The sequence below is a fragment of the Rossellomorea vietnamensis NBRC 101237 genome (genome assembly GCF_001591825.1).
GTDB classification, from domain to species: Bacteria; Bacillota; Bacilli; order Bacillales; family Bacillaceae_B; genus Rossellomorea; species Rossellomorea vietnamensis.
Map to the genome: position 1 here is coordinate 22,927 of NZ_BCVQ01000014.1, position 24,863 is coordinate 47,789.

A 24,863-nucleotide genomic window follows, 5' to 3' on the forward strand; every position below is an offset into this window, starting at 1 on the left:
AAAGGATTTATCCGAATTGTGTCGTATGTGTAAAGTAATACTTTTTTCTGGGAGACATTTCGATGCTGATTGAGAAATTATTATTACATGTACTGATTATATTGGCTCCTGTTCTCATTCAAACCTCTCTCCTGGAAAATCATAGGCTAGGGAAATCCCCTGTTTTCATTGGTGTATTACATGGGATTGCCGCTTTCATGTGTTTGATTTTCGCCTATGAAAGCTTCGGATTGTATTGGGATTTCAGGTATATCCCATTGGTTCTTTCCATGTTGTATGGAGGAAGGAAAGCCGGGGTCATTGTCTTTCTGTTTATCTTGGCAGCACGTATCATCCATGGAGGTGATGCGATTGTCTTCGGATTCATCAGTGCGTTTCTGGCCGGGATCCTGCCATTTTTGATTTCCAATCGTTTTTGGACATTCCCTCCACGAAAGCGAGTGACATTTGCGGTGTTACTGGGTTTTTGGCCGGCTCTGGTCATGCTCGGCATCCTGCTTTCGTTTGCCTTCATATCCGGTGTCCCTGTTTCGGGTAACCGGGAGATGGGAATCTATGTCCTTATATTCGGCGGGATCCAGGTGCTGGGAGTGGGACTCGCAGCTCAATTGAGTGAATGGATGATTGAAAAGAAGTTAATGCGGGAAGAAATCATGAAGTCGGAGAAACTCAATACTCTTGGTGAACTCGCAGCTTCCATCGCTCATGAAGTGCGCAATCCCCTGACGGTTGTGAAAGGGTTCCTTCAATTAATGAAAAAACAGGTCAAAGGGGATCACGAAGAATATTTGAAGATCGTACTAAGTGAATTGGGAAGGGCAGAGGACATCATCAATGATTATTTGAACTTTGTCAAGCCTGAGCTTGAAAAGGTCGAGAAGATCAATGTCAAAGAAGTCCTTTCAGATGTAACCGTCCTTCTCAATGCCTACGCATTGAAGGAAGGGGTATATCTTGAGGCAGACTTGAGGGAAGATGGTTATTTATTGTCAGACCGGAATAAATTGAAACAAGCATTCGTCAATATCATCAAGAACGCCATTGAGGCAACTCCTCCACAAGGCAGTGTCACCATTCACCTCGAAGTCACACATACACAGGTGATCATCACCGTCACGGATACAGGGAAAGGCATGACGAAAGAACAGATTGCACGAATCGGGACCCTCTTTTTCACGACAAAGGATCAGGGGACCGGTCTTGGTACATCCGTGTCCATGCGGATCATCGCTGCCATGGGCGGGCTTGTCCATTATTCAAGCATTGTGAATAAAGGGACGGTGGCAACGATCAGTCTGCCGTTAAATCAGGAAAAACTGGCAAAGTTTGATGCGAAACCTGCCAATACGTATGTGAATAATCAAAACGCTTAGGGAAAGTGCTAAGTGTTTTTTGTTTGCTCAAAAAAATCATCAACTCCATTTCCCGTACATACGTTCCATGATAGGATAGAAGATATGAATGATAAATCCTAACGTGCAGGCGACAACCACCGTTCCAATCCCGACAGCCCCATGGAAGACCATGGCGAGGGTGATGGCAATCGCTTCATTTAACAACCGGGCATTGCGCAGGTTCAATCCGAAACGTCGGTGGATCGCCACCATGAAGGTATCCATGGGACTGGATGGGAGGTTTGCTTGAAGATAGATGGAGATTCCGATCCCGAGAAGCAGGATGCCGATCAGGACAAGAGATAGTTGCTCCCCGAATCCAACGGGTTCAACTGTTTTAAGGCCGGTCGTGATCCAGTAATCAACCATCATCCCGATCACAAAGATGGAGAGGGCTTCCAACCACTGGATCCCTTCTTTTAACAGGAGTGCGTTTATGAGGATGAGAATGCATCCATTCATGAAGATGCATGTCCCGATAGAAAGATGAAGCAGTGTGGATTCCCCGACGGCAAGTGCATCCCAGGGAGCTGCTCCCAAATCCCCTTTGATAATAAGTGAAACCCCTAATGATAAAGACAGTAACCCAATGCAATAAAAGACGAATCTTGCCTTCATTCTCCCGAATCCTCCGTTCCACACAGCTTGTCTAATATATATGTACATCTGAAATCAGTTAGAATCATCATTTTCCTTTTGACAACAGGAGGTGAAACATCTGTGAAAAAAACCATGAAGGTATCCATCAGGGAGTTAGTTGAGTTTGTTTATAAGGAAGGGAGCATCGACCTGAGATTCCAGTCCCGTTCTTCTATGATCATCGGTACAAGACTCCATCAGAAATGGCAGAAACAATATAAAGAAGGCGATGAGAAAGAAGTCTTCCTGAAAGGGGAGAAGGAAGCCGGTGGCCTCGTCTATCATCTTGAGGGCCGTTGTGACGGCATCCACTATGACGACGGAGAAGTGACGGTGGAGGAAATCAAATCGACGGCAAAAAGTCTGGACTTGATCGAAGAAGGAAGCCGGGTTCACTGGGCTCAGGGTGAATGCTATGCTTACCTGCTGGCAAAGGAAAAGGAACTCTCCCATGTGAGTGTTCAATTAACCTATATCGAAGTTGAAACAGAAAGAACGAAATCCTTCATGCGTACCTATTCCATTGAAGAGCTTGAACGCATCGTGAAGGAAACACTGGTCGCGTATACACCGTTTGCCACCGTGATACTGACAAATGAAGAAAGTAAATTGAAAAGTGTCCCGGGTCTGACATTCCCCTATCCTTCTTACCGAAAGGGACAGAAAAAACTAGCAGGGGCGGTATATAAAACAGTAACCGAATCGAAATCCCTTTATGCCAATGCTCCAACAGGAACAGGGAAAACCATTTCCACCCTGTTCCCTGCCATAAAAGCGATGGCAGAAGGAAACAGCAAATGGTTTTATGTGACGGCCAAAACGATCACCCGTACAGTGGCAGAAGAGGCGCTTCTTCTTTTGGAAAAAGAAGGTCTGGCACACAGGGCGGTTACGATTACGGCGAAAGACAAGATTTGCTTTAAAGAGGAAACGATATGTCAGAAAGAGTATTGTGAATTTGCCAACGGCTATTATGATCGCATTAACGGGGCACTGATTGATATTTTGACACAGGAAACCATCATCACGCGTCCGATCATCGAATCATATGCGAGAAAGCATAGGGTGTGTCCTTTTGAATATTCCATCGATCTTTCCTACCTGGTTGACGGAGTCATCTGTGATTATAACTATATCTTCGATCCGAGGGTATCCCTGAAAAGAATGAGTGATGAAAGTAAGAAAAAGACGAACCTCCTCATTGACGAGGCCCATAATCTTGTAGGCAGGGGACGAGAAATGTATTCTGCCGCCCTGAAAAAATCTGCTTTCTTACAAATCAAAAAGCGATATCCTGACCATGATGGATTGAAGCAGGCAATCACTGCTGTAAATAAGCAATTTCTGCGATTGAAAAAAGAAGAAGATGCTGACACCCGGGTGGAATTGGACGGTTCATTCGTCGAGTCGATTGCAGGCTTCATTGAAATAGCGGAAAAGTGCCTGGGGGAAACGGGCAGGGAGTGGTCGGAGGAATTTATGCAGCTATATTTCGATAGCATCAGTTTTGTAAGGATTTCAAATCTCTACTCCGAAGAACATCGCTTTGTCATTGGTCGCAGCTCCCAAGATGTAGAGGTGAAACTTTATTGCATCGATCCATCGAAGCTTATTAAGCAGGTTACACGTCCTTATCAATCATCGGTATTTTTCTCTGCCACACTCCTTCCGTTTTCGTATTATTTTCAGCAGCTGGGCGGGAGTGAAGAAGATTATCGATTCCTGATTCCTTCCCCCTTCGAGCAAAACCAGTGGCAGGTTGGAATCCACCCGATTTCCACCCGATTCAGGGACAGGGAGCGTACCCTTCCCATCATTATGCGTTCCATAGAGGAAACGTTCAATGGGTACAAAGGAAATTATCTCATCTTCTTTCCTTCTTACTCTTATATGAAGGAAGCGTATGACAGGATGAATAAAGAATCATTAGACGCTCTGGTACTTATTCAGGAGTCGAATATGAGCGAGAGGGAAAGAGAAGAATTCCTCCGGGAGTTCCGGAGTGATAGAGAACAACCCGTTATCGGTCTGGCGGTCCTGGGAGGGATCTTCTCAGAAGGGATCGATCTGAAAGGAGACCGGTTAAAGGGTGTGATCGTGGTAGGGGTGGGGCTGCCCCAGCCTTCTATGGAACAGGAAATCATCAAGGATTATTTTAATGCCATGGGAATGAACGGGTATGATTATGCATATGTGTATCCCGGGCTGAATAAAGTATTTCAATCAGGAGGCAGGCTTATCCGTTCGGAAGAGGACAGGGGAGTCCTGAAGCTGATCGACGATCGGTATTTGACCCCTAAATACCGGGATTTATTGCTGGATGAATGGAAAGAGTATCGCATTATAACGTAAAAAAGACCGCTGAAACCAGCGGTCTTTTATCATTAGTTAAAGGAAGGGTCCTTTAACAGACGGTCAAATTCTTCAAGGTGATGAGTTTCATCAGCAATCATATCATCAAGCTTGATGCTGAGCTCAACAAGACCCAACTCCTCGGCTTGTTCTTTGCGCTTCTTATAGCGCTCAATGGTGTCTGCTTCGGCTTTACGGCCTTCTTCCAGCATTTCCTTTACATTATCCGTTTGTTTAACGGCTGCAGGCGTCGTTGTCGGCTGACCACCTAACGTTTTAATCTTTTCGGCAAGGTATAAAGCGTGACCCTGCTCATCAGGAATTTCCTCTTCAAAGAAAGGTTTTAAGATTTGACGATATAAGCCGCTGACTACAGCAGCGTAGTTAGTGTAAAGAATGACTGCCGCATATTCATTGGCTAAATCTTCGTTTAATCCATCAATCAATTCATGTAATTTTGCTTCATCCATGTAAATACCACCCTTTTCATTGTTGTTATAGAGACTATTTACCCGGGTTGATGTAAAAATAAACATTCCGGTGGGAATCGAATGCCCTTCAAATATTTTGCCTAAAAATGGGGATTCTAATTCTATAAAAGTCAGAGGAGGGATGAGCATGTCTAAGCAGGGTAGGAAGAGTATGGATCAAACTTCTCAACAGCTGGCAAAACAAAAGGCCAAAAACGATGTGGAATTTGCATCTGATACCCAGACGGGAAATACAGAAGGACAAAGTCAGAAAAAAAGCGGCAGACAAGTAAATAAAAAATAATGGACGAATATCTTTTTCATCGAAAGAAAAACCTATATATAGAACCAGGAGGTGTAAAGGCATGAGAATTGGTGTTGAACAATCCTTAACAAACGTTGTTGAAGCCTTACGGGCACAGGGGCATGAAGTAGTGGAGCTTAAGCAGGAATCAGATGCAAACGGGTGCGACTGCTGTGTCGTGACAGGAATGGATACAGATGTAATGGGTATTCAAAATGTAGCGACTCAAGGCCCTGTCATCGAAGCAAGCGGACTGAGTGCCGATCAAATCTGCCAAGAAGTCGAAAGCAGACTGCAATAACTCCAACACCAAAAAGAACAGCCATCAATGGCTGTTCTTTTTGTGTTAAATATTTCAATCCACATCCTTCACCCAATCTGGGCAAGAGGCTGGTTTCTTAAGTGCTCGCGAAGGAGGTCAGGAGCGGTTAAGAAGATCAGGCCATTCCCTTCCAATGTTTTCGGGAAGCCAAGTGGTACAGTCCGCTTAATGAGCTGCGCATACACTTCACATTCAGAAAGTTTCCGGTCAAAGGATGCCTGTTCAAATTCTTTGATCAGGGCTAATGCTCCAGAGATGTGGGGAGCTGACATGGAGGTTCCGCTGAGCTTGGCATATTTTTCTCCGGGAATGGTCGACAGGATTTGTTCGCCGGGTGCCACTAGGTCAACTTCATTATTGGAATTGGTAAAGTAAGAAGACTTTCTTTGAAGATCGATGGCGCCGACCGAAATGACTTCATTGTAGCAGGCAGGGTAGGAAAATTCATCTGTGCCGCTATTGGAGTCGCCTTCATTCCCTGCAGCACACACCACCAGGATATTGGCATCCACCGCTTTTTGAATGGCTTCATGCAGAGGGTCATAATCTGAAGGTCCTCCCAAAGACATGGAAATGATGTCGACCTTTTGCTCGATGGCATAGAGAATCCCATTCACGATCCAATCATACTGCCCACTTCCACGGCTGCCTGCAAGAACTTTAATCACCAGTAAGTCAGCCATTGGAGCCACTCCGATGACCCCATCACCATTTTCGTTTGCGGCAATGGTCCCTGCCACATGGGTACCGTGCCCGCTGTAATCCGTTACATTATCTTCTGCACCGTCATCATCGTCGGTGAAATTTCGGAATCCTTTCACCCTTCCTGCAAGATCGGGGTGGTTCATATCACATCCCGTATCAAGGATGGCGATGGTTACACCTTTCCCCTTATACCCATTTTTCCACATGCTGGGGGCTTGGATTAAGTCAACGCCCTTAGGAATTTCATTTGTATCCACAATCATTTCGTCCATGAAATATGGAATTAACCTCATTTCACCTTGCATAACAATCCCTCCTAAAATAGTGTGGGGCACAGGAATAGAAATCAGAAGTTTCTGAAAATATAACATTTTTAGGACAAAATGAAAAGGGATAATAGTAATAGGAAAATAAAACCAGTCATATTCCGGTCCGCCTTTGCATAGAGGAAGGACTGACCCATGTGATTGAGGAATGAACAGGGAGGTCGGTCTTTTGGGTGATGAAAATTTAAACAAACGTTTGACTAAGGGGGCGAACCCATGATAGGAAAGGGATTTTCGGTGTTAAACAAACGTTTGGTTAAAATCAATGTTCCGGGTTTTTCATCATGTCGCCAAGGGTCCCAACATAAAATAGGGTGAAGAAAGGGGGCACAAGGATGAATTATTATCAATATGGTTATCCTGCATATTCCCATTACCGAAATGCTCCGAATATGGCCTACGCTCACATTCAGGGAGGTCCACTCGCTCCGGGGCTCAAAGGATATGTATTTTTTCGTGAAGTACAAAATGGGGTGGAAGTATTTGCCGAGGTGACAGGTTTACCATCCTTCAAAGAAGGAAAGGGAGATCAAAAGCCGATCGGTCCTCACGGATTTCATCTCCATGAAAAAGGGGTATGTGAAATAGGGGATCCAAATGAACCTTTCACGTCTGCAGGAGGGCATTGGAATCCGACCAATCAGCCGCATGGGAATCATGCAGGGGATTTTCCCGTTTTGTTTTCAAATGACGGCTACGCAAAGATGTCCTTTTTTACGAATAAATTCAATGTGAAAGATGTGATAGGGAAGGGTGTCATCATTCATCAAAACCCTGATGACTTCAGATCACAGCCTTCAGGTGATGCAGGGAAACGATTGGCGTGCGGAGTGATCATGGGGTATGGAGCATCATAAAGAAAAGGGTTGACCCACGCTTGGGTCAACCCTTTTGTATGGAGCGGGAGGGATTAAAACACTCCCAGGACATCAAGCATGACGAATAGTATTAACACCGGCGCCACAAAGCGGATCAAGAAGAACCAGGTTTCAAATAATCCCCGTTTCAACCCGCTGCCCTGCTTTAATTCATCATATAAAGCAGTTTTCTTCATTTTGAGCGGTACAAAGAGAGCAATAAGCAATGATCCGATTGGAAGCGATACATTACTTACTGTAAAGTCGGCTAAATCAAAGATGGTTTTCCCAAACAACGTGATATCACCAAGCACCCCAAAAGATAAAGCCGATGGGATACCGCAAACGAAAATGGCGAGACCGATGATCCACGACCATTTCGTACGCTTTCCGGGGTCCCCCTTCGAAATGACCGATACGATGATCTCAAGCATCGAGAACGCTGAAGTCAATGCTGCGAACAAGAATAGCACAAGGAATGCAATGAAGAAGAGCATCCCGAATGGAAGCTGACTGAACACGGTAGGCAGTACATTAAATAGCAGCACCGGACCCGCACCAGGCTCCAGATCAAAAGCGAAGACCGCAGGGAAAATCGCAAGTCCTGCCAGTAATACGATGAAGATATTCATCGCCACGATCGAAATGGCCGAACGGGGAAGACTCTGTGTTTTTGGAAGGTACGAGCTGTATGTCACCATCACAGATACCCCGACACTTAACGTAAAGAATGATTGACCCATCGCTTCTAAAATCGTCTGTGACGTTACTTTGGAAAAATCGGGTTTGAGCAGGAATGAAACTCCTTCCGCTGCCCCATCAAGGGTCACTGCGCGGATCACCAACAAAATGAAAAGAATAAATAATGCCGGCATCATAATTTTACTTGCGAGTTCAATCCCTTTTTCAATTCCCTTGGCCACCACGATGATGGTCATCAAGATGAAGAGGAGCTGAACGAATACACTTATCCCGGGATTTGAAATCGTTGCCCCGAATACTTCTGCGTATTGATCTGAAGATAGGCCGTTCAATTGACCTGTAACAGCTTTGAATAAATAAACGACGATCCATCCCCCGATGACACTGTAGAAGGAAAGCAGGATGAAGGATGTGATCATCCCGAGGATCCCGACCCAGTGCCATTTGGTCCCGGGAGCGATCTTTCGGTACGAATCCACCGCATTGCTTCCGGCAGTACGTCCGATTGAGAATTCAGCCAGTAGTAATGGAAGGCCGAGTAATAAAGTAAATAAGATAAAGATCAGGAAGAATGCTCCGCCTCCATTTTCACCGGCAATATAAGGGAATTTCCAGATGGCCCCCAATCCGATGGCAGACCCGGCTGCCGCTAAAATAAAGCCGATTTTCGATGACCATTGTTCACGCTGACTCATTCTCATACTCCTTTCGGTTTTTATTGACGTGTGAGGGTATTTTTAGACCAAATAAAAAAATCGCCCCTACATATCGTAGGGACGATTTGGATATCGCGGTACCACCCTAGTTATGAGAAAATATTTCTCATCACTCTTCACACATAACGGTCTTACCCGTCTTTTGATCTCGTCAAAAGAAGCTCCGGAATCGAAATTCGCTTCATCTATGTACCGGTTCACACCAACCACCGGCTCTCTTAAACAGGGAAATGTACGCTACTAGTTTCCTTCAAAGCTTATTCAATATTAGGTTATACAATTTTTATCATGAATCAAAACGACTTGTCAATCTATTTTGGGAAAAGTAGTGAGAATTGTCTGGAATTGATGGTGGTTTTTGGTTTGGTGATGATTGTGTACCAGGCACCCAAAGTACAATTTGTACCTGGTACAAAAAAGGGTTATCTGTACCAGGTACAAGCGGAACCCCGCCCATTGAAACGTGAAGCCATTGAGTTCGCCCTTCTTCTCAAGTAAAATAAAGAAAAAATGGACTGAAAAGGTGTTTTGAATGAAATCATATATCATCATTGGGGCAGGCATTCTCGGGGCTTCCACGGCGTATCATCTTGCGAAAGCTGGAGCGGATGTCACGATTATTGACCGGAAGGACCTCGGACAGGCAACGGATGCAGCAGCAGGAATCGTCTGTCCGTGGCTGTCACAGCGCAGGAATAAAGTGTGGTATCGCCTGGCAAAGGGTGGGGCGAAGTATTATCCGAGCATCATAGGACAGCTCGAAACAGACGGAGAAACTGAAACAGGTTATAAACGTGTGGGGGCCATCAGTCTCCACACGGATGTGAATAAGCTCCATAAAATGATGGAAAGAGCAGAGAAACGCAGGGAGGATGCTCCGGAAATCGGTCAATTGACGCTTCTGACTTCAGAAGAAACACGTCAGCGCTTCCCGCTGTTATCAGAAGAGTTCCATGCTGTTCACGTAAGCGGCGCTGCCCGGGTGGATGGCAGGGCAATGCGGGATGCGCTCTTGAACGGGGCTAAAAAGAACGGAGCAACACTACGACATGGGGATGCCGGATTGTTACACGAAAAAAACAGGATCACCGGCGTCCAAATAGCGGATGAAGTGCTTCGGGCGGATGGGGTGATTGTAACAGCCGGTGCCTGGGCGAAGGAACTCTTTCAGCCTCTTGGAATAGACTTTCTTGTAACCTCCCAGAAAGCCCAAATCCTCCATCTGGAAATAGGAGGGGGAGAGACGGGTGAATGGCCCGTCGTCATGCCTCCGAATGATCAATACCTCCTTGCCTTCCCCGAGGGGAAAGTCGTGGCTGGAGCCACACATGAAAACGATGTGGGCTTTGATCACCGGGTAACAGCAGGCGGGCTACACGAAGTCCTTCAGAAGGCAACGGCAGTCGCACCTGGAATTGGAGATGCGGCAGTAGTGGAAACGAGAGTCGGATTCAGGCCGTTCACTCCTGGATTCCTTCCGGTTTTCGGAGCGGTACCGGGGTTTGATGATGTCTGGGTGGCAAATGGTCTTGGGGCATCAGGTTTGACGGTTGGTCCATACCTTGGATCGGAGCTTGCCAAACTGGTGATGGGTGAATCAACTGAACTCGATCCCGCTGATTATGACGTAGCAGGGGCCCTCGGGTAAACGGTAGTAAAAAAACACCAGCTCATTTCCCCCTATCTTCTAAGCAATAGGACCCTTATAATAGAGAGAGCGAATTTTAGTATAGAAAGAAAAGGTGTTTACGACATGAGTTTATTAACAGTCAAAAATTTAACCCACGGTTTCGGTGACCGTGCGATTTTTAATGACGTTTCTTTCCGTTTGTTGAAGGGTGAGCATATCGGCTTGATCGGTGCCAACGGAGAAGGAAAGTCTACATTTATGAACATCATCACTGGGAAGCTTGAGCCTGATGAAGGGAAAGTGGAATGGGCGAAGCGGATCCGCATCGGGTATCTGGATCAGCATGCAAAGCTGAAGCAGGGGATGACGATCCGGGACGTGTTGAAGACGGCCTTTCAATACCTTTTTGATATGGAAACGGAAATGAATGAGCTGTTTGCCAAGATGGGGGACGCCACTCCCGAAGAACTGGAAGAATTGCTTGAGGAAACGGGGACCCTTCAGGATGCCCTGACGAATAATGATTTCTACATCATTGATGCCAAGGTGGAAGAAATCGGCCGTGGTCTTGGATTGGATGATATCGGTTTGGATAAGGATGTACACGATTTAAGCGGGGGACAGCGGACGAAAGTCTTACTGGCGAAGCTTTTACTTGAAAAGCCGGACATCCTGTTACTTGATGAGCCAACCAACTACCTTGATGAACAGCATATCAACTGGTTGAGACGCTATCTTCAGGAATATGAAAATGCCTTTATCCTGATCTCTCATGATATTCCATTCTTAAATAGTGTCATCAACCTGATCTATCATATGGAAAATCAGGAATTGAATCGCTATGCAGGGGACTATCACGAATTCAAGCGTGTCCACGAAATGAAGAAGCAGCAGCTTGAGTCAGCGTTCAAGAGACAACAACAGGAAATCTCGGAGTTGAAGGATTTTGTGGCGCGTAATAAGGCCCGGGTATCCACCCGAAACATGGCCATGTCCCGTCAGAAAAAGCTGGATAAGATGGATATGATCGAACTGGCTGCGGAAAAGCCGAAGCCGGAATTTCATTTTAAACAAGCGAGGACCGCAGGCAGGGTCATCTTTGAAACGAAGGATCTTGTGATCGGGTACGATGAACCGTTATCAAGGCCCCTCAACCTCAAGATGGAGCGCGGGCAGAAGATTGCTCTATCCGGAGCCAACGGAATCGGAAAGACGACTCTATTACGGAGCATCCTCGGGGAAATCAAACCGATTTCGGGTTCAGTGGAGCTTGGGGATTATCTTCATATCGGATATTTCGAACAGGAAATCAAAACAAAGAACAACAACACGTGCATTGAAGAGGTTTGGAACGAGTTTCCTTCCCTGAACCAGGCGGAAGTGCGCGCTGCCCTGGCGAAGTGCGGTCTGACGACCAAGCATATCGAAAGCAAGGTGGAAGTGCTGAGCGGTGGGGAAAAAGCGAAGGTACGCCTATGCAAATTAATGAATAAGGAATCGAACGTCCTTGTATTCGATGAACCGACCAATCACTTGGACATAGAGGCTAAAGAAGAGTTGAAGCGGGCATTGAAAGAATACAAAGGTACCGTGCTCTTAATCAGTCACGAACCTGACTTCTACCAGGATGTAGCGACGGAAGTATGGAACTGTGAAGACTGGACAACGAAATTGTTTTAATCAAAAAAAGCCGATCCCGTGAATTCAGGTGATCGGCTTTTTTTATATCATTCTACTCTGTCAAGATCGATTCTAGGGACGAATATCCATGATCCTCCATCCTCAAATCGTCAAAACTGTGCTTCAAATGAAGGTCGATCAATTCAAGGAGCGTCTGCTGATCCTTGTTTTCAATGGCCTTCACCATTTCCTCATGTTCCCGGAAGCGGACATTTTCACCTGGCTCTACATGATAAAATACATCAAATAAAAACAAATAGACGTTCGATTGGGTAAGCATTTCGTCCATATAGCGGATCAGAAACTTATTTCCGCTTACCTCCGCAAGGAACAAATGGAATTGTTTATTAAGCTCGACGTATTTTAACAGGTCCTTTTTTCTATACGTTTCCTGTTCCTCTTCAAGAAACGAATAAAGCTTGGACATATCGGATTTTTTAACTTTAGGCAGGCCGTACTTTACAGTTAGAAATTCGATTTCTTTCCTCAATTCAAAAAAAGAAATGATCTCTTCCCTGGAAGGGTGGACGACGAAGGCCCCGCGGTTCGGGATGATCTGAACCAGCCCCTCTGCTTCGAGCCGTTTCAACGCATGCCGGATAGGAGTCCTGCTTACAGCCATCTTCTGAGAGATGATCTGTTCGACGAGCTGTGTACCGGGTGCGATCTTCCTGGCCAATAAGGCGTCCTTTAGATGGCTATATACTTTTAATTCTGTGGTCAGTCTTTTTTTCACGGTCATCATCCATTCAATCGATATTTCCTTTTCCTATCATATATGAAAAAGAGGCTGATCCAAAATCGGGTGCCTTCTAAAAAAGACACCCGACTCCTGTATCAGCCCATTTAAGCAAATGATTTAAAGTTATTACCCCAGATTTCGTTCATGCTGTGAACCGTAATGAATGCTTTCTGGTCGGTAGATTGAATATGCGCTTTCAACTTGGAGAAGTCCTTTCGTCCCACAATGGTGGTGATGACTTCTTTCTGGTCATCGGAAAAGGCTCCCTTGGCCGAATGGACGGTGGCCCCTCTCTCCAGGTCTCCAACGATGAACTCCTTGATATCTTCACTATGTTCGCTGATGATGACCACTTCTTTGCTTTCATTGAAAAATTGAAGCGTGCGGTCGATCATTATCCCTTTGAGCAGCAAGCCAAAGAATGCATACAGTCCGACCTGCAGTCCGAAGAACCAGGCAGACGCAACGACAATCAGAATATCCGAAGCAAGAACGGCCCGTCCCAGTTCCAGCCCGGTGAATTTGTGTATGATTTTTGCCAGGACGCCGGTGCCTCCGGCTGAAGCACCCTGGTTAAAGATCATGGCGACTCCGATGGCTCCGATCAGCGTCCCGATGACAATTTGAATCAGGACATCATGACCGATCGGGTTCTGAAGGGGATGGAACACCTCCAACCCCCACACCATTCCGCTGAGGGTTGTACTCGCGAAAACGGATTTCAGGCCGAAACTTGGACCGATCAATATGAGGCCGAGAATGAATAATAACATATCCAGTGTAAACATGATGACGCCGACAGGCAGATCCATAAATTGAGCAAGCACGATGCCGGCTCCGCTCGTCCCGCCAGTGCCTACCTTATTGGGTGAAAGAAAAAAATGTATATTCAATGCGATTAAAAACGCACCAAGAGATATGTTTAATAAAGATTGGACTTGTTTCATCATGGAGCACGCTCCTTTTGAATGACGGTAGTTTGAAAAACAATCAACCCGATTATAAAGAGTGTATAACCCCATGTAAATGATAAATTCTTATGAAAGCATTTACGTATAAAAGTTTTTATAATGCTTGTTTTCTGACATTTCCTCTGCCGGAATTAGGGGAGAAAAAAATGTTGACTTTTTTACATAAGGTGATTAATATTTAAACAGGTTAAATATTATATGGATGAATAGAAATGGGGGATGATCTTGGACCTGGAACAGATCCAGCACTCATATATAGATCGCTTGTTTACAGCATTTCACGTAACGAATCGCCATATTCAGCAGGAAATGGCGGTTGCATTGAAAGATATGAATTTAACAGGTCCTCAGTTTTTTATACTCTATCTTTTGTCGACTTCAGAAGATATGAAATCGACGGAGCTTGCTGAGAAGTTAGATGTAAAGCCAAGCGCCATCACAGTCATGATCGATCGACTTCTTAAGAATGATCTGGTTTCGAGGCAGAGAGACGAGAGTGACCGCCGGATTGTGAAGCTCGAGCTTACAACAGGCGGTCGAGAGGTTTTCGAGAGGGCGAAAAAGGTAAGGAGGGAAATCTTTTCCCAATACCTATCCTATCTTGAAGAAAAAGATGTGGAACAACTTGTCACCATCTATGAAAAGCTGGCTACAGCCTTTGAGAACAATACAGAAGAATAAGGAGAGAAACATATGTCAGTACAACCAGGGATAAATAAACGTTTGGTTCTGACCGGTCTGATCATCGGGATGTTCTTCAGTGCCCTTGAACAAACCGTGGTCGGGACCGCGATGCCGACCATCATCGCAGAATTGAACGGGTTTTCCATTTTTGCGTGGGTCACCACGGCTTATTTGATCACTTCCACAACGGTTACACCGATCGTGGGGAAATTATCGGATTTATATGGCAGACGATTATTGTATTTAATCGGAGTCATTATCTTTATTATCGGGTCAGGTCTATGTGCCACGGCCACTTCCATGGAACAGCTCGTGCTGTACCGCGGCCTTCAGGGGATTGGTGGGGGAATGATCATGCCTTTATCCCAAACCATCATCGGGGATATCTTCACTGCTGAGCAGCGTGCAAAGTGGCAGGGTGTGTTCGGTGCTTTATTCGGATTGAGCTCGGTCATCGGACCGTTCATTGGCGGATTCATTGTCGATACAATAAGCTGGCACTGGATATTCTTGATCAACGTACCGTTTGGATTGTTATCAGCCCTTCTATTATTCATCGGTTTAAAATATGAAAATGTCGGTCGCCCGACGGATAAGGTAAGCATTGATTACCTGGGAATCATCACCTTGATCCCGGCACTGGTCCTCTTATTGCTTGGACTGAATTTCGGAGGGGATAAATTCGAGTGGATGTCAGGAACGAGCTTCATGCTCTTTGGCGGATCCATCGTTTTGCTTCTGGTATTCGGGTTCATTGAAAACAAAGCGAAGGAACCGATTCTTGATTTAAGCCTGTTTAAAAACCGGGTCTTTGCTACGACGAATGCCCTCGGGTTCCTTCTCGGATTAGGAATGTTCGGTGCGATCATGTTCGTACCAATGTTCATGCAGGGCATCCTCGGTGTGACACCGACTCAAGCCGGGTCCACCATGACACCGATGATGATCGCCTTGATCACGGCGAGTATCATCGGCGGAAGATTATTATTAAGGCTGAGATACCGTACAGTGTTGACGGCTGGTATGCTGATCACCGTGGTTGGATTCTTCCTGATGAGTACGATGGGTCCTGAATCGAAGGAATATACAGCGTATATGTACATGATCGTGATGGGATTCGGAATGGGTCTTGTCATGCCGACCCTTATGATCGCAGTTCAGAATGAATTCCCTAAATCGAGGCTGGGGGCCGTCACATCTTCCGCAACGTTCTTCCGTTCCATCGGTGGGACGATCGGGATCACCGTATTAAACGCTGTGATGAATCAATCCCTTCAGGAAAATATGAAGGATGTAGCGGCACAGCAGGATAATCCTGCTGCAGCTCAGATCCTTGGCGGGTTAAGCGAAAAAACGGATGCCCTATTCGGACTGCTTGTGACACCAGGATTATTGGAAGTACCGAAAGAAATCGGCAAAATCGTGATCACTTCGATTGAAACCGCATGGTCCGATGCGTTTACCACCGTCTTTTTAACAGGACTGATCTTCATTGCCATCGGCGTCGGAGTGGCCCTGTCGGTTGGAAATGGGAAGATTAAACGGGATAAAGAACTACAGGAAGAAGCGGAAAAGGAAGAGACAATCCTTAAACCGGCTACTGAATAATATAAAGAGCCTGCCTTGGATGATTTCAAGGCAGGCTTTTTTATTAGTTGGATTTTCGGACCTCATATAAATGAAACGTCAATCCAAACGGATCAGAGATCATTTCACTTTTCGTATGATAGACGTGATCTACCCTGCAGCCGCTGTCCAGGAGCTTTTGCTTACTTCTTTCAAAATCATCCACAGCGAATTCGAAATGCACGGTGTTTTGATCACTGTCTTCAATGAAAAAATTCCGGCCATTCATCGAGAACTTTGTTTCCTTTTGTCCCTGCTCTTCAACCTTCATTCCAATGATATTCGTGTAAAATTGGATTGCCTCAGGGTAATGCTTCACTCCAATTGCAACATTATGAGTGAGCTGAAAGGGTGAACGATGATTATGCTTCAACTGAGGGACAAAATCTTCTGACGGAGAATGTAATAAATCCAATAAGGAATAAACGACGCAATATTCGTCCCCTGGCCCGAAGTAAGCAGAACTGAAATGATAAATCATACCTTCTTCACTTTTCTTGAACGTGGATACCCCAGGCATGGAGGTATGCCCGTTTTTAAATCCGAGATCTTGTGAAAACGTGTTTTCTTTCGAGGATACAAGCGGAAAGGACCACCCTTTTGAAGCTGCAAAGTCTTCTTGAACAGTTGGATCGTCTGGGGAGGATAGAACAAATTCACAACGGCTTAACAAATGATGGTACACCCCATTAAAGCCATCCCCCCACATGGAACAATAGCGACAATTCCTCCCCATATTATGGATGATGATAAGTTCGTCCTTGTCCTTGAAAAGTTCCTCCAGTGTAACGGTTTGATGATCGGTTGTTAAAAAAAGGTAGTTTTCAACCTTTTGCGGCGTTTGTTGTTTGCGCAGCTGTGCAAGCTGCTTTTTCTTTTCCATGATTTCCAACTCTAATGCCTGTATTTCTTTCGTGCCTTCAAATGTGGTCATTTTTTTGCCTCCTTTTAGAACTTGTCCTATGTAAGATTTCTGTATTGGTGTGAGATATCCTGCTTTACTTTCCACAAGCTCGCTTCTTACCTGGCCGCCAACCCGTTTTCTTTAATTAAATTTTCTGAAAATATATTGACAATTATCAACAGACACGTTATCTTTTGAGTAGTTGAATATAACACATATTTACTTAAACGAATTAATAACGTTATATAAATATATTTTTATATCATGACAGGGGGCCGATACATTGATTTTGCATGAGATTGAAACTGCCGGTCGATCGCAAATGGAGCGCCTTCAACTAGAGAGACTGCAACATGTTGCTTCAGTCGTTTATGAGAAAGTTCCCTTTTACCGGGAGCAGTTTGAGAGAAGGGGCATCAAGCCGGAGGATATAAAGTCTTTGTCAGACTTAAAAATGTTACCGCTTACAATTAAAAAAGACCTTCGGGATCATTATCCATTCGGTCTGTTTGCTGTAGAGCGCGAGGAGATGGTAAGGGTCCATGCATCAAGCGGTACGAGCGGAAAGCCCACTGTCGTAGGCTATACCCAGAACGATATTGAGATGTGGGGAGAAATCGTGGCACGTGCAATCAGCATGGCAGGTGGGAAACCGGGGGATGTCCTGCATAACGCATATGGATATGGTTTATTTACCGGCGGACTTGGTCTTCATTATGGCAGTGAGAAGCTCGGGATGATCACGGTTCCGGTGTCAGGAGGGAACATGTCCAGGCAGATCACATTATTGGAAGACTTTAAGCCGTCCATCATATGCGGTACACCTTCGTACGTTCTCAATTTAGCTGAATCAATGGAGGCTCAAGGAAAGGATCCGGCTTCCCTTTCTGTAAAGTATGGAATCTTCGGAGCCGAGCCATGGTCGGATTCAATGAGGAAGACGCTGGAGCGGAAGATGGATATTAAAGCATGCGACATATACGGGTTGAGTGAGGTCATCGGTCCCGGGGTTGCCATTGAATGTCATGAAGCACGGGACGGCCTTCATATAGCAGAGGATCATTTCCTCGTTGAAGTCATTAACCCTGATACGTTAGAGACCCTGCCGGAAGGGGAGGTCGGGGAGCTTGTGTTTACGAGCTTAACGAAGGAAGCCTTTCCGATCATCCGGTATAGAACCGGCGATATTGCTTCGATTCAGCATGGAACATGCTCATGTGGACGAACAACGGTGAAAATGTCCAGGGTGAAAGGAAGAGTCGATGACATGCTCATCATCAGGGGTGTGAACGTGTTCCCATCTGAAATGGAGCATTTTCTGCTTCAGATAAGTGAACTTGCACCCCATTATCAGGTTCACTTAAAGAAAAAAGGGGCACTGGATTTGGTGGAGCTGCAGGTCGAGGTGACGGATGAATGTTTCAATGGGGTGTCGAACGACTTACATCATGACCGCCTGAGTGAACTGGAAAGAAAAGTGAAGAGCCTGATGAAAGATCGTTGCTATGTTTCCATGGAAGTCAAAGTGAGAGCTCCAAGGGAAATACCCCGCTCGGAAGGTAAAGCCATCCGGATTGTCGATCTTAGGGGAGAAGCCATGCTTCAATAAATTTTTTTGAGAAAAATACCTATCACACCATTTCAGTATAACGTTGAAATGGTGTGATGAAGGAGGGGCTGCAATGAGTGACGTATTGACAAATCAACCAATGACGGAAGATGAGCGTATGGCTCATTTTATGAAAAAGATCGAAAATGACGAAAAAATAGAAGCCGATGATTGGATGCCGGATGAATACCGGAATGCGCTGATCAAGCTGATCTCCATGCACGGCATCAGTGAAATCATGGGGGCACTCCCTGAGAAGGAGTGGGTCCCGAAAGCACCTACCCTTAGAAGAAAACTGGGAATCATGGCGAAGGTTCAGGATGAGATGGGGCACGGACAGCTTCTGCTTCGTGTAGCGGAAGATTTAATGAAGCCTTACGGGAAAACGAGAGAGCATATCATGAGAGATTTGTTTTCCGGAGATTTAAAGTTTCATAACGTCTTTCATATGGAGGCACCGACATGGGGGGACGCAGGATTGATCGGCTGGCTTGTGGATGGGGCGGCGATCATCACACAAACGAATATGCTTCATGCTTCCTACGGACCGTACGCCAGGGCGCTGAAGAGGATTTGTGCCGAGGAGGTATTCCATGCCCAGCATGGTGAGGCGATCATCATGGCTCTCGCAGAAGGAACACCGGATCAGAAGGCACTGGTCCAGGATGCGGTGGACCGTTGGTGGGAATCGCTTCTGATGTTCTTTGGACCTGGTGATGCGAAGACGACGGGCTCTTCCAAGCAGGATATTACCATCAAGTACAACATCCGGACGAAAACGAATGAACAGCTTCGACAGGACTTTTTCACGAAATATGTTCCAAGGATGCTGTCATTGGGACTGACGCTCCCGGATGAAACCATGTACTTTGATGAAGAACAGGACTTATGGATTTATAAGCAGCCAGACTGGAGCCGCTTTAAGGAAATCATTCGCAACAACGGGCCGAAATCGAAGGATCGCCTCCGTTTAAGGGAATTATCCTACGATAACAATGCGTGGGTCCGGGAAGCATTAAGCCCTGGTGACCGAGTAAGTTAGAAGGGAATGAGAAGAGATGTCAGACAAGGGTCAGAACTTTTATCAGGAATTTGAAGTGTTCAGTAAACGGTCGGACGGAGCACAGATGCAGCATCAGTTCAGTCTGCTGGCTCCCAACCATGAGCTTGCCATGGTGATGGCTCAAGAGAATTTCATGAGAAGAGAGCCTGTTTCGGATATATGGGTAGTGAAACGGTCGGATGTCCGGATGATGACGCCTGAAGAAAGAGAGAGCGTCTCCCGTCTTGATAATAAAGATTACCGTAACGCCAAGGGCTACGGCTATTTGAAAAAGAAGTGGAGACAGTACGAACAGGAAATGCTTGATGAGAAAGAAATCATGTCGTGGGGAGAGTTGGTGAAGAAGAAATGAACGTGAAAAGTCTACAGGACATACCGAATGCAGATTATAAGGAAGCCCTCTTGAGCCTCTTATATCAGCTGGCTGATGACGATTTCATCCTTGCTTACCGGGGATCTGAATGGCTGGGGCTCGCTCCCCATATCGAGGAGGATGTCGCGTTTTCTTCCATCAACCAGGACACAATGGGGCATGCGACCATGTTTTATCAGCTTCTTGAAGAGTTGGGGGAAGGCGATCAGGACCATCTCGCCCATGGTCGAAAAGCGGTCGAAAGAAGAAATGCCATTCTCCTTGAAGAAGTGAACGGACCCGGAAACTACATGGAGGAACCACGCTATGATTGGGCCTTTGCCGTGGTGCGGCATTATTTTTACAGTGTGGCGAAAAAAGTGCGGATCGATGCACTTAAGAATTCTTCCTATGAACCACTAGCCGAGATGGCCGTCAAGATCAACACAGAATTGTACTACCACCTGCTTCACTGGAAAACCTGGTTCATTCAGTTGATGAATGCAGGCGGGGAAGCAAGGGAGCGTATGAATAAGGCAATGGAAAGAGTGCTGGAAGAATTCGCTGGGGTCCTGACCCTGGGGCCAAGGGGGAAAGAAATGTCCCAAATGGCATTGATTGAAGGGGAAGAAAGTTTAACAAAACGTTGGGAGCTCGCGCTCGAGCCGGTCTTCAGGTCCTGTCAACTATCCTTTCCGCCGATTGTTGGCATGAAAAAGGGGAATGGACGCTTAGGTGAACACACATCTGAACTGGATACGGCACTTTCGACCTTAAGCGAAGTCTATCAAACAAATCCGGCTGCAAGCTGGTAAAGGATGAGGGAAATGACTGCTACCGTTTTAGATGTTCTTCAAACAGTGAAAGATCCTGAAATCGATTCCATCAGCATTGTGGATCTCGGAATGGTCAATCGCGTCGATCAACAGGAAGGAAATCTTGTGATCGAGCTTCTTCCCACTTTTGTAGGATGTCCTGCACTGGACATCATTAAAGGCAATGTGGAGAAGGCTTGCAGGGAACAACTGGACGTCCGATCTGTACAGGTGGAGTTCGTCTATTCTCCTCCATGGACATCGGACCGACTGACGATGAATGGACGGGAGCGGCTGAAGGAATTCGGCATTGCGCCGCCTCCAGAACATTTTACAGGGGAAGAAGATTGGGAGATTCATTGCCCGTACTGTGATTCCGCCTATACGTCCATGGAGAATCTGTTCGGGCCCACCGCCTGCAGAAGCATCCTCTACTGCAAACAGTGCCGGAACCCGTTCGAAGCCATGAAACCTATTTCCACGATGATGTAAAAATCTAGTAAACTACTGAAAACTAAAGGAGAGATTCCATTATGGTAAAACTGATTGCGTTATATAAGCACCCTGAAAATAAAGAGAAATTCGATGAGCATTACTTCAATACCCACGGTCCGATCACAGCGAAGATTCCCGGCTTGAAGAAGATGGATGTCACTCGCATTGTCGGATCTCCGATGGGTGGGGAAGGCAAATATTACTTAATGTGCGAAATGTATTATGAAAGCCATGAAGCACTGAAGGCAGCCATGAAATCCGACGAAGGAAAAGCTTCCGGGAAGGACCTTATGGGCTTTGCCGCAGATCTAGTCACCCTTATGATCGGCGAAGAAGTGAATGAATAAAGAGTACGAATATATCGTAGTGAGCGAGAGGGACGGACTGGGTTTCATCGAACTGAACAGACCGAAAGTCCTGAACGCCATCAATCGTCCCATGGTATCGGAACTGGTCCATGCTTTCGAAGCGTTTGACCGGAACGACAATGTGAAAGTGATGGTGTTATCCGGCAGGGGGAGAGCGTTCGCCGCAGGGGCGGATATTGATGAAATGGCAGAGGACGGGGCCATTGATCTGGAGCTCTTGAATCAATTCACCGAATGGGACCGCCTTGCCTGGATCAAGAAGCCGATCATCGGAGCGGTCCAGGGGTTTGCGTTAGGTGGCGGATTTGAGCTTGCCCTTTGCTGTGACCTTTTATTCGCAACGGAGGATGCAAGTTTCGGTTTTCCCGAAGTGAATCTTGGGGTCATGCCGGGAGCAGGCGGGACACAAAGGCTTACCAAGTTGATCGGGAAATCCCGTGCTATGGAATGGCTGTTATCCGGAGATATGTTCACAACCTCCCAAGCACTCCAATGGGGAGTCATCAACCGGACGATCCCTAAAGAGATATTAATGGAAGAAACAGAGAAATTTGCGAGAAAATTGGCTGCCAAGCCTCCGCTTTCCCTTCGCTTGATCAAGGAGTCAGTACATAAAGCCGTGGATTCCTCGATTTATGAAGGAATGCAGTATGAGCGTAAAAACTTCTATCTCCTTTTTGCCTCGGAAGACCAGAAAGAAGGCATGAAGGCTTTCGTGGAAAAACGCAAACCTGATTTCAAAGGAAAATAAGGAGGCTGCACTATGTTTGAAACGATTAACTATGAAGTGAAGAATAACGTAGCCTGGATCACCCTGAATCGTCCCGATAAGCTGAATGCATTCATCCGTCAACTGAATATGGAAATTCAAAAGGCGGTAAAAGAGTCGTCGCGAAATGAAGAAGTGAGAGCCATCGTCATCACGGGGGAAGGCAGGGCCTTCTGCTCAGGGCAGGATCTGAGTGAAGTGGATGAAAGCATGGATCACGGTGAAGTGCTGCGGAATCATTACGGGCCGATGGTGAAGGAAATCGAGCAGTGCGAAAAACCTGTCATCGCCGCTGTCAATGGAGTGGCTGCAGGAGCGGGGTTCAGCCTTGCGCTTGCATGTGATTTCAGGCTCGTGTCAGAGAAAGCGAGCTTCATTCAGGCATTCGTGCATGTCGGTCTCGTTCCGGATTCAGGAAATCTTTATTATTTATCAAAGATTGTTGGATATGCCAAAGCCCTTGAGCTGGCCGTATTTGGAGAGAAAATCAAAGCGGATGAGGCGGAGAAACTGGGTCTTGTCACAAAGCTCATTTCAATTGATGAGTGGCAGGAAGAGACGAGAGCCTTTGCCGAAAGGATCGCCTCCATGCCGACAAAGGCAATCGGCTTGATGAAGCGCTTATTGAAGGGAAGTGCGGATCTGTCCTTCAACGAATACTTGGAAAAAGAAGCATGTGCCCAGCGGATCGCAGGCAAGACAGAGGATCACCGCGAAGGTGTGACAGCCTTCATGGAGAAAAGAAAACCAGCCTTTCACGGAAAATAATTCAATCAAAAAGGAGATGGAGTTATGTCTACAGTAAAAGAGCAAAGCTTTGAAGTCCTTGAAATGAAAAGAGAGCATTATTCATTGGTGATCAACGGTCAGCGTATGGAAAGCACCTCTGGGGAAACCTTCACGACATACAACCCGGCAACAGGTGAGGCAATCGCCACTGTTTCACTGGCATCAACAGAAGATGCGGAAAAAGCGGTAGAGGCAGCAAGGAATGCATTCGACTTCGGTAAGTGGAAGAAGTTCCCGATCAATAAACGTTCCCGTGTCCTTAATAAAATTGCAGGCATTATGAGATCCCGTTTCAATGAACTGGTTTCCCTTGAAATCATGGACAGCGGGAAATCGTTATCCGCGGCACAAGGTCAAGTGATGCAGGCAATCGAAGACTTTGAATTCTATGCAGGGGCGATCGTGGGTCACCGCGGAACGGTCAATAACGTACCGGGTCAATTCACAAACGTCGCAGAGAAAGAACCGGTCGGTGTCTGTGCCCAGATCATCCCGTGGAATTATCCATTGATGATGGCAGCGTGGAAGATCGCCCCGGCCATTGCCGCAGGCTGCTCGGTTGTCGTGAAACCTGCAACCCTTACTCCTCTGACTGCCATTGTACTAGGTGAAATCTGTATTGAAGCGGGAGTACCTGAAGGGGTCGTCAACGTCATTCCGGGTGCGGGTTCTTCTGTCGGTAATTATTTAGTGGAGCATGAAAAGGTTGATAAAGTGGCCTTCACCGGTTCCACTCCGATCGGAAAAAACATCATGGAAAAAGCGTCTCAAACATTAAAGAGGGTCACGCTTGAATTAGGCGGGAAATCCCCGAATATCGTGTTTGAGGATGCCGATGTAGATGCTGCTGTAGATGGTTCCCTGTTCGGAATCTTCTATAATACAGGACAGTCCTGTGAAGCGCGTTCCAGATTATATGTGCACGAAGATATCTACGATGAGTTCATGGAGAAGTTCGTTGAGAAGACGAAGAAGCTGAAACTTGCCGATCCCCATGACAAAGGAACACATATCGGGGCGATCATCAACCAGGGTCAGCTGGATACGATCGATGGATATGTCCAGTCGGCCAAAGAAGAAGGAGCAACGATTTTAGCCGGAGGAAGCACAGCCAAGGTGGAAGGCTTCGAAAACGGCTACTGGTATGAACCGACGATCATCACCGATGTAAACCACGATATGAAGGTGGTAAAAGAAGAAATCTTCGGACCTGTCGTGGTTGTAATGAAGTTCAAGGATGAAAAAGAAGCGATCAAACTGGCAAACGACAGCGAATATGGTCTCGGTTCAGCGGTGTGGACCCAGAATCATGGGCGTGCGACAAGAGTATCGAAGGCGATCCAGGCAGGTATCGTCATGGTGAACTGCCCGTTCTCGGCTTTCCCGGGGACTCCATTCGGAGGCTACAAGCAGTCCGGGTTCGGCCGTGAGCTCTGTGTCGAAACGCTGGATCTGTATACTGAAACGAAGAGTATTATTTCATACTTCGGAAACCGTCCGTTAAATCCATTTGGCGTATAAAAAACATCAAGCAGGGGTTGTCCTAACAAGGTCAACCCCTTATTGCAAGAAAGGGGAA

26 protein-coding genes and 1 other annotated feature are annotated in these 24,863 nt (G+C 46.2%); of the genes, 19 read left to right on the forward strand and 7 right to left on the reverse strand.

The window, feature by feature from the left end; genetic code table 11:
- Positions 1-116 precede the first annotated feature (116 nt).
- Positions 117-1,373, forward strand: coding sequence for an ATP-binding protein (locus BVI01S_RS09670; protein ID WP_439951106.1), 1,257 nt, complete (start codon positions 117-119; stop codon positions 1,371-1,373).
- 39 nt (positions 1,374-1,412) lie between these two features.
- On the opposite strand, the gene BVI01S_RS09675 is transcribed toward BVI01S_RS09670, so the two are convergent.
- Complete coding sequence (locus BVI01S_RS09675; protein WP_061809997.1) at positions 1,413-2,012, reverse strand: YczE/YyaS/YitT family protein; 600 nt, start codon at positions 2,010-2,012, stop codon at positions 1,413-1,415.
- Positions 2,013-2,114: 102 nt separating this feature from the next.
- On the opposite strand from BVI01S_RS09675, the gene BVI01S_RS09680 reads away from it, so the two are divergent.
- On the forward strand, positions 2,115-4,385 hold the full coding sequence (locus BVI01S_RS09680; protein WP_156477320.1) for a helicase C-terminal domain-containing protein: 2,271 nt from the start codon (positions 2,115-2,117) through the stop codon (positions 4,383-4,385).
- 32 nt (positions 4,386-4,417) lie between these two features.
- Here BVI01S_RS09680 and BVI01S_RS09685 read toward each other — a convergent pair whose 3' ends face one another.
- Complete coding sequence (locus BVI01S_RS09685; RefSeq protein ID WP_034760943.1) at positions 4,418-4,855, reverse strand: ferritin-like domain-containing protein; 438 nt, start codon at positions 4,853-4,855, stop codon at positions 4,418-4,420.
- Between the two features lie 148 nt (positions 4,856-5,003).
- Here BVI01S_RS09685 and BVI01S_RS22735 point away from each other — a divergent pair, with 148 nt between their 5' ends.
- Positions 5,004-5,159: a hypothetical protein gene (locus BVI01S_RS22735; RefSeq protein ID WP_167562109.1), complete on the forward strand. Its 156-nt coding sequence runs from the start codon at positions 5,004-5,006 to the stop codon at positions 5,157-5,159.
- Between the two features lie 61 nt (positions 5,160-5,220).
- A complete protein-coding gene (locus BVI01S_RS09690) occupies positions 5,221-5,460 on the forward strand; it encodes a YkuS family protein (protein ID WP_060671538.1) in 240 nt (79 codons plus the stop codon).
- Between the two features lie 68 nt (positions 5,461-5,528).
- Here BVI01S_RS09690 and BVI01S_RS09695 read toward each other — a convergent pair whose 3' ends face one another.
- Positions 5,529-6,491, reverse strand: coding sequence for a S8 family peptidase (locus BVI01S_RS09695; protein WP_034760947.1), 963 nt, complete (start codon positions 6,489-6,491; stop codon positions 5,529-5,531).
- A 356-nt stretch (positions 6,492-6,847) separates the two neighbouring features.
- Here BVI01S_RS09695 and BVI01S_RS09700 point away from each other — a divergent pair, with 356 nt between their 5' ends.
- Entirely contained in the window at positions 6,848-7,369 is a 522-nt protein-coding gene (locus BVI01S_RS09700; RefSeq protein ID WP_061809998.1) for a superoxide dismutase family protein, read from the forward strand.
- Positions 7,370-7,422: 53 nt separating this feature from the next.
- On the opposite strand, the gene BVI01S_RS09705 is transcribed toward BVI01S_RS09700, so the two are convergent.
- Positions 7,423-8,766 (reverse strand): sodium-dependent transporter, encoded by a 1,344-nt coding sequence (locus BVI01S_RS09705; protein ID WP_061809999.1) that lies wholly within the window; start codon positions 8,764-8,766, stop codon positions 7,423-7,425.
- Between the two features lie 74 nt (positions 8,767-8,840).
- Positions 8,841-9,050: a binding site (T-box leader), on the reverse strand.
- A gap of 100 nt (positions 9,051-9,150) precedes the next feature.
- Here BVI01S_RS09705 and BVI01S_RS23135 point away from each other — a divergent pair.
- The 3 genes from BVI01S_RS23135 to BVI01S_RS09715 all read left to right on the forward strand — a co-directional run bounded on the left by BVI01S_RS23135 (position 9,151) and on the right by BVI01S_RS09715 (position 12,097).
- Complete coding sequence (locus BVI01S_RS23135; protein ID WP_280512991.1) at positions 9,151-9,285, forward strand: hypothetical protein; 135 nt, start codon at positions 9,151-9,153, stop codon at positions 9,283-9,285.
- 34 nt (positions 9,286-9,319) lie between these two features.
- The gene (locus BVI01S_RS09710) at positions 9,320-10,435 is read left to right on the forward strand and encodes an NAD(P)/FAD-dependent oxidoreductase (RefSeq protein ID WP_061810000.1); all 1,116 of its coding nucleotides are present in this window, start codon (positions 9,320-9,322) and stop codon (positions 10,433-10,435) included.
- A gap of 105 nt (positions 10,436-10,540) precedes the next feature.
- Entirely contained in the window at positions 10,541-12,097 is a 1,557-nt protein-coding gene (locus BVI01S_RS09715; protein WP_034760955.1) for an ABC-F family ATP-binding cassette domain-containing protein, read from the forward strand.
- A 52-nt stretch (positions 12,098-12,149) separates the two neighbouring features.
- On the opposite strand, the gene BVI01S_RS09720 is transcribed toward BVI01S_RS09715, so the two are convergent.
- Positions 12,150-12,833 (reverse strand): GntR family transcriptional regulator, encoded by a 684-nt coding sequence (locus tag BVI01S_RS09720; RefSeq protein WP_159361126.1) that lies wholly within the window; start codon positions 12,831-12,833, stop codon positions 12,150-12,152.
- 110 nt (positions 12,834-12,943) lie between these two features.
- The gene (locus BVI01S_RS09725; RefSeq protein ID WP_034760957.1) at positions 12,944-13,789 is read right to left on the reverse strand and encodes a YitT family protein; all 846 of its coding nucleotides are present in this window, start codon (positions 13,787-13,789) and stop codon (positions 12,944-12,946) included.
- Between the two features lie 246 nt (positions 13,790-14,035).
- Here BVI01S_RS09725 and BVI01S_RS09730 point away from each other — a divergent pair, with 246 nt between their 5' ends.
- Both BVI01S_RS09730 and BVI01S_RS09735 read left to right on the forward strand, forming a co-directional pair.
- Complete coding sequence (locus BVI01S_RS09730) at positions 14,036-14,491, forward strand: MarR family winged helix-turn-helix transcriptional regulator (protein ID WP_167562110.1); 456 nt, start codon at positions 14,036-14,038, stop codon at positions 14,489-14,491.
- A gap of 12 nt (positions 14,492-14,503) precedes the next feature.
- Positions 14,504-16,102, forward strand: coding sequence for an MDR family MFS transporter (locus tag BVI01S_RS09735; protein WP_061810002.1), 1,599 nt, complete (start codon positions 14,504-14,506; stop codon positions 16,100-16,102).
- Positions 16,103-16,145: 43 nt separating this feature from the next.
- Here the strand turns inward: BVI01S_RS09735 and BVI01S_RS09740 are convergent, their stop codons facing one another.
- A complete protein-coding gene (locus BVI01S_RS09740; protein WP_061810003.1) occupies positions 16,146-17,054 on the reverse strand; it encodes a DUF899 family protein in 909 nt (302 codons plus the stop codon).
- Positions 17,055-17,307: 253 nt separating this feature from the next.
- On the opposite strand from BVI01S_RS09740, the gene BVI01S_RS09745 reads away from it, so the two are divergent.
- From BVI01S_RS09745 to BVI01S_RS09785, 9 genes are all read left to right on the forward strand, one after another.
- Positions 17,308-18,633, forward strand: a complete 1,326-nt coding sequence (locus tag BVI01S_RS09745) for a phenylacetate--CoA ligase family protein (protein ID WP_061810004.1) — start codon at positions 17,308-17,310, stop codon at positions 18,631-18,633.
- Positions 18,634-18,706: 73 nt separating this feature from the next.
- On the forward strand, positions 18,707-19,675 hold the full coding sequence (gene paaA / locus BVI01S_RS09750; protein ID WP_061810005.1) for a 1,2-phenylacetyl-CoA epoxidase subunit PaaA: 969 nt from the start codon (positions 18,707-18,709) through the stop codon (positions 19,673-19,675).
- Positions 19,676-19,691: 16 nt separating this feature from the next.
- On the forward strand, positions 19,692-20,048 hold the full coding sequence (paaB, locus tag BVI01S_RS09755; protein ID WP_034760966.1) for a 1,2-phenylacetyl-CoA epoxidase subunit PaaB: 357 nt from the start codon (positions 19,692-19,694) through the stop codon (positions 20,046-20,048).
- Positions 20,045-20,863, forward strand: coding sequence for a 1,2-phenylacetyl-CoA epoxidase subunit PaaC (paaC, locus tag BVI01S_RS09760; protein ID WP_061810006.1), 819 nt, complete (start codon positions 20,045-20,047; stop codon positions 20,861-20,863). The genes paaB and paaC overlap by 4 nt, the downstream gene beginning before the upstream one ends.
- Before the next feature lie 12 nt (positions 20,864-20,875).
- Positions 20,876-21,355, forward strand: a complete 480-nt coding sequence (paaD, locus tag BVI01S_RS09765) for a 1,2-phenylacetyl-CoA epoxidase subunit PaaD (RefSeq protein ID WP_156030065.1) — start codon at positions 20,876-20,878, stop codon at positions 21,353-21,355.
- A 41-nt stretch (positions 21,356-21,396) separates the two neighbouring features.
- Positions 21,397-21,705: an EthD family reductase gene (locus BVI01S_RS09770; RefSeq protein ID WP_034760972.1), complete on the forward strand. Its 309-nt coding sequence runs from the start codon at positions 21,397-21,399 to the stop codon at positions 21,703-21,705.
- Positions 21,698-22,477, forward strand: a complete 780-nt coding sequence (locus tag BVI01S_RS09775; protein WP_061810007.1) for an enoyl-CoA hydratase/isomerase family protein — start codon at positions 21,698-21,700, stop codon at positions 22,475-22,477. The genes BVI01S_RS09770 and BVI01S_RS09775 overlap by 8 nt, the downstream gene beginning before the upstream one ends.
- Positions 22,478-22,489: 12 nt before the next feature.
- A complete protein-coding gene (locus BVI01S_RS09780) occupies positions 22,490-23,263 on the forward strand; it encodes an enoyl-CoA hydratase-related protein (RefSeq protein WP_034760975.1) in 774 nt (257 codons plus the stop codon).
- 24 nt (positions 23,264-23,287) lie between these two features.
- The gene (locus BVI01S_RS09785) at positions 23,288-24,805 is read left to right on the forward strand and encodes an aldehyde dehydrogenase family protein (protein WP_061810008.1); all 1,518 of its coding nucleotides are present in this window, start codon (positions 23,288-23,290) and stop codon (positions 24,803-24,805) included.
- Positions 24,806-24,863 lie beyond the last annotated feature (58 nt).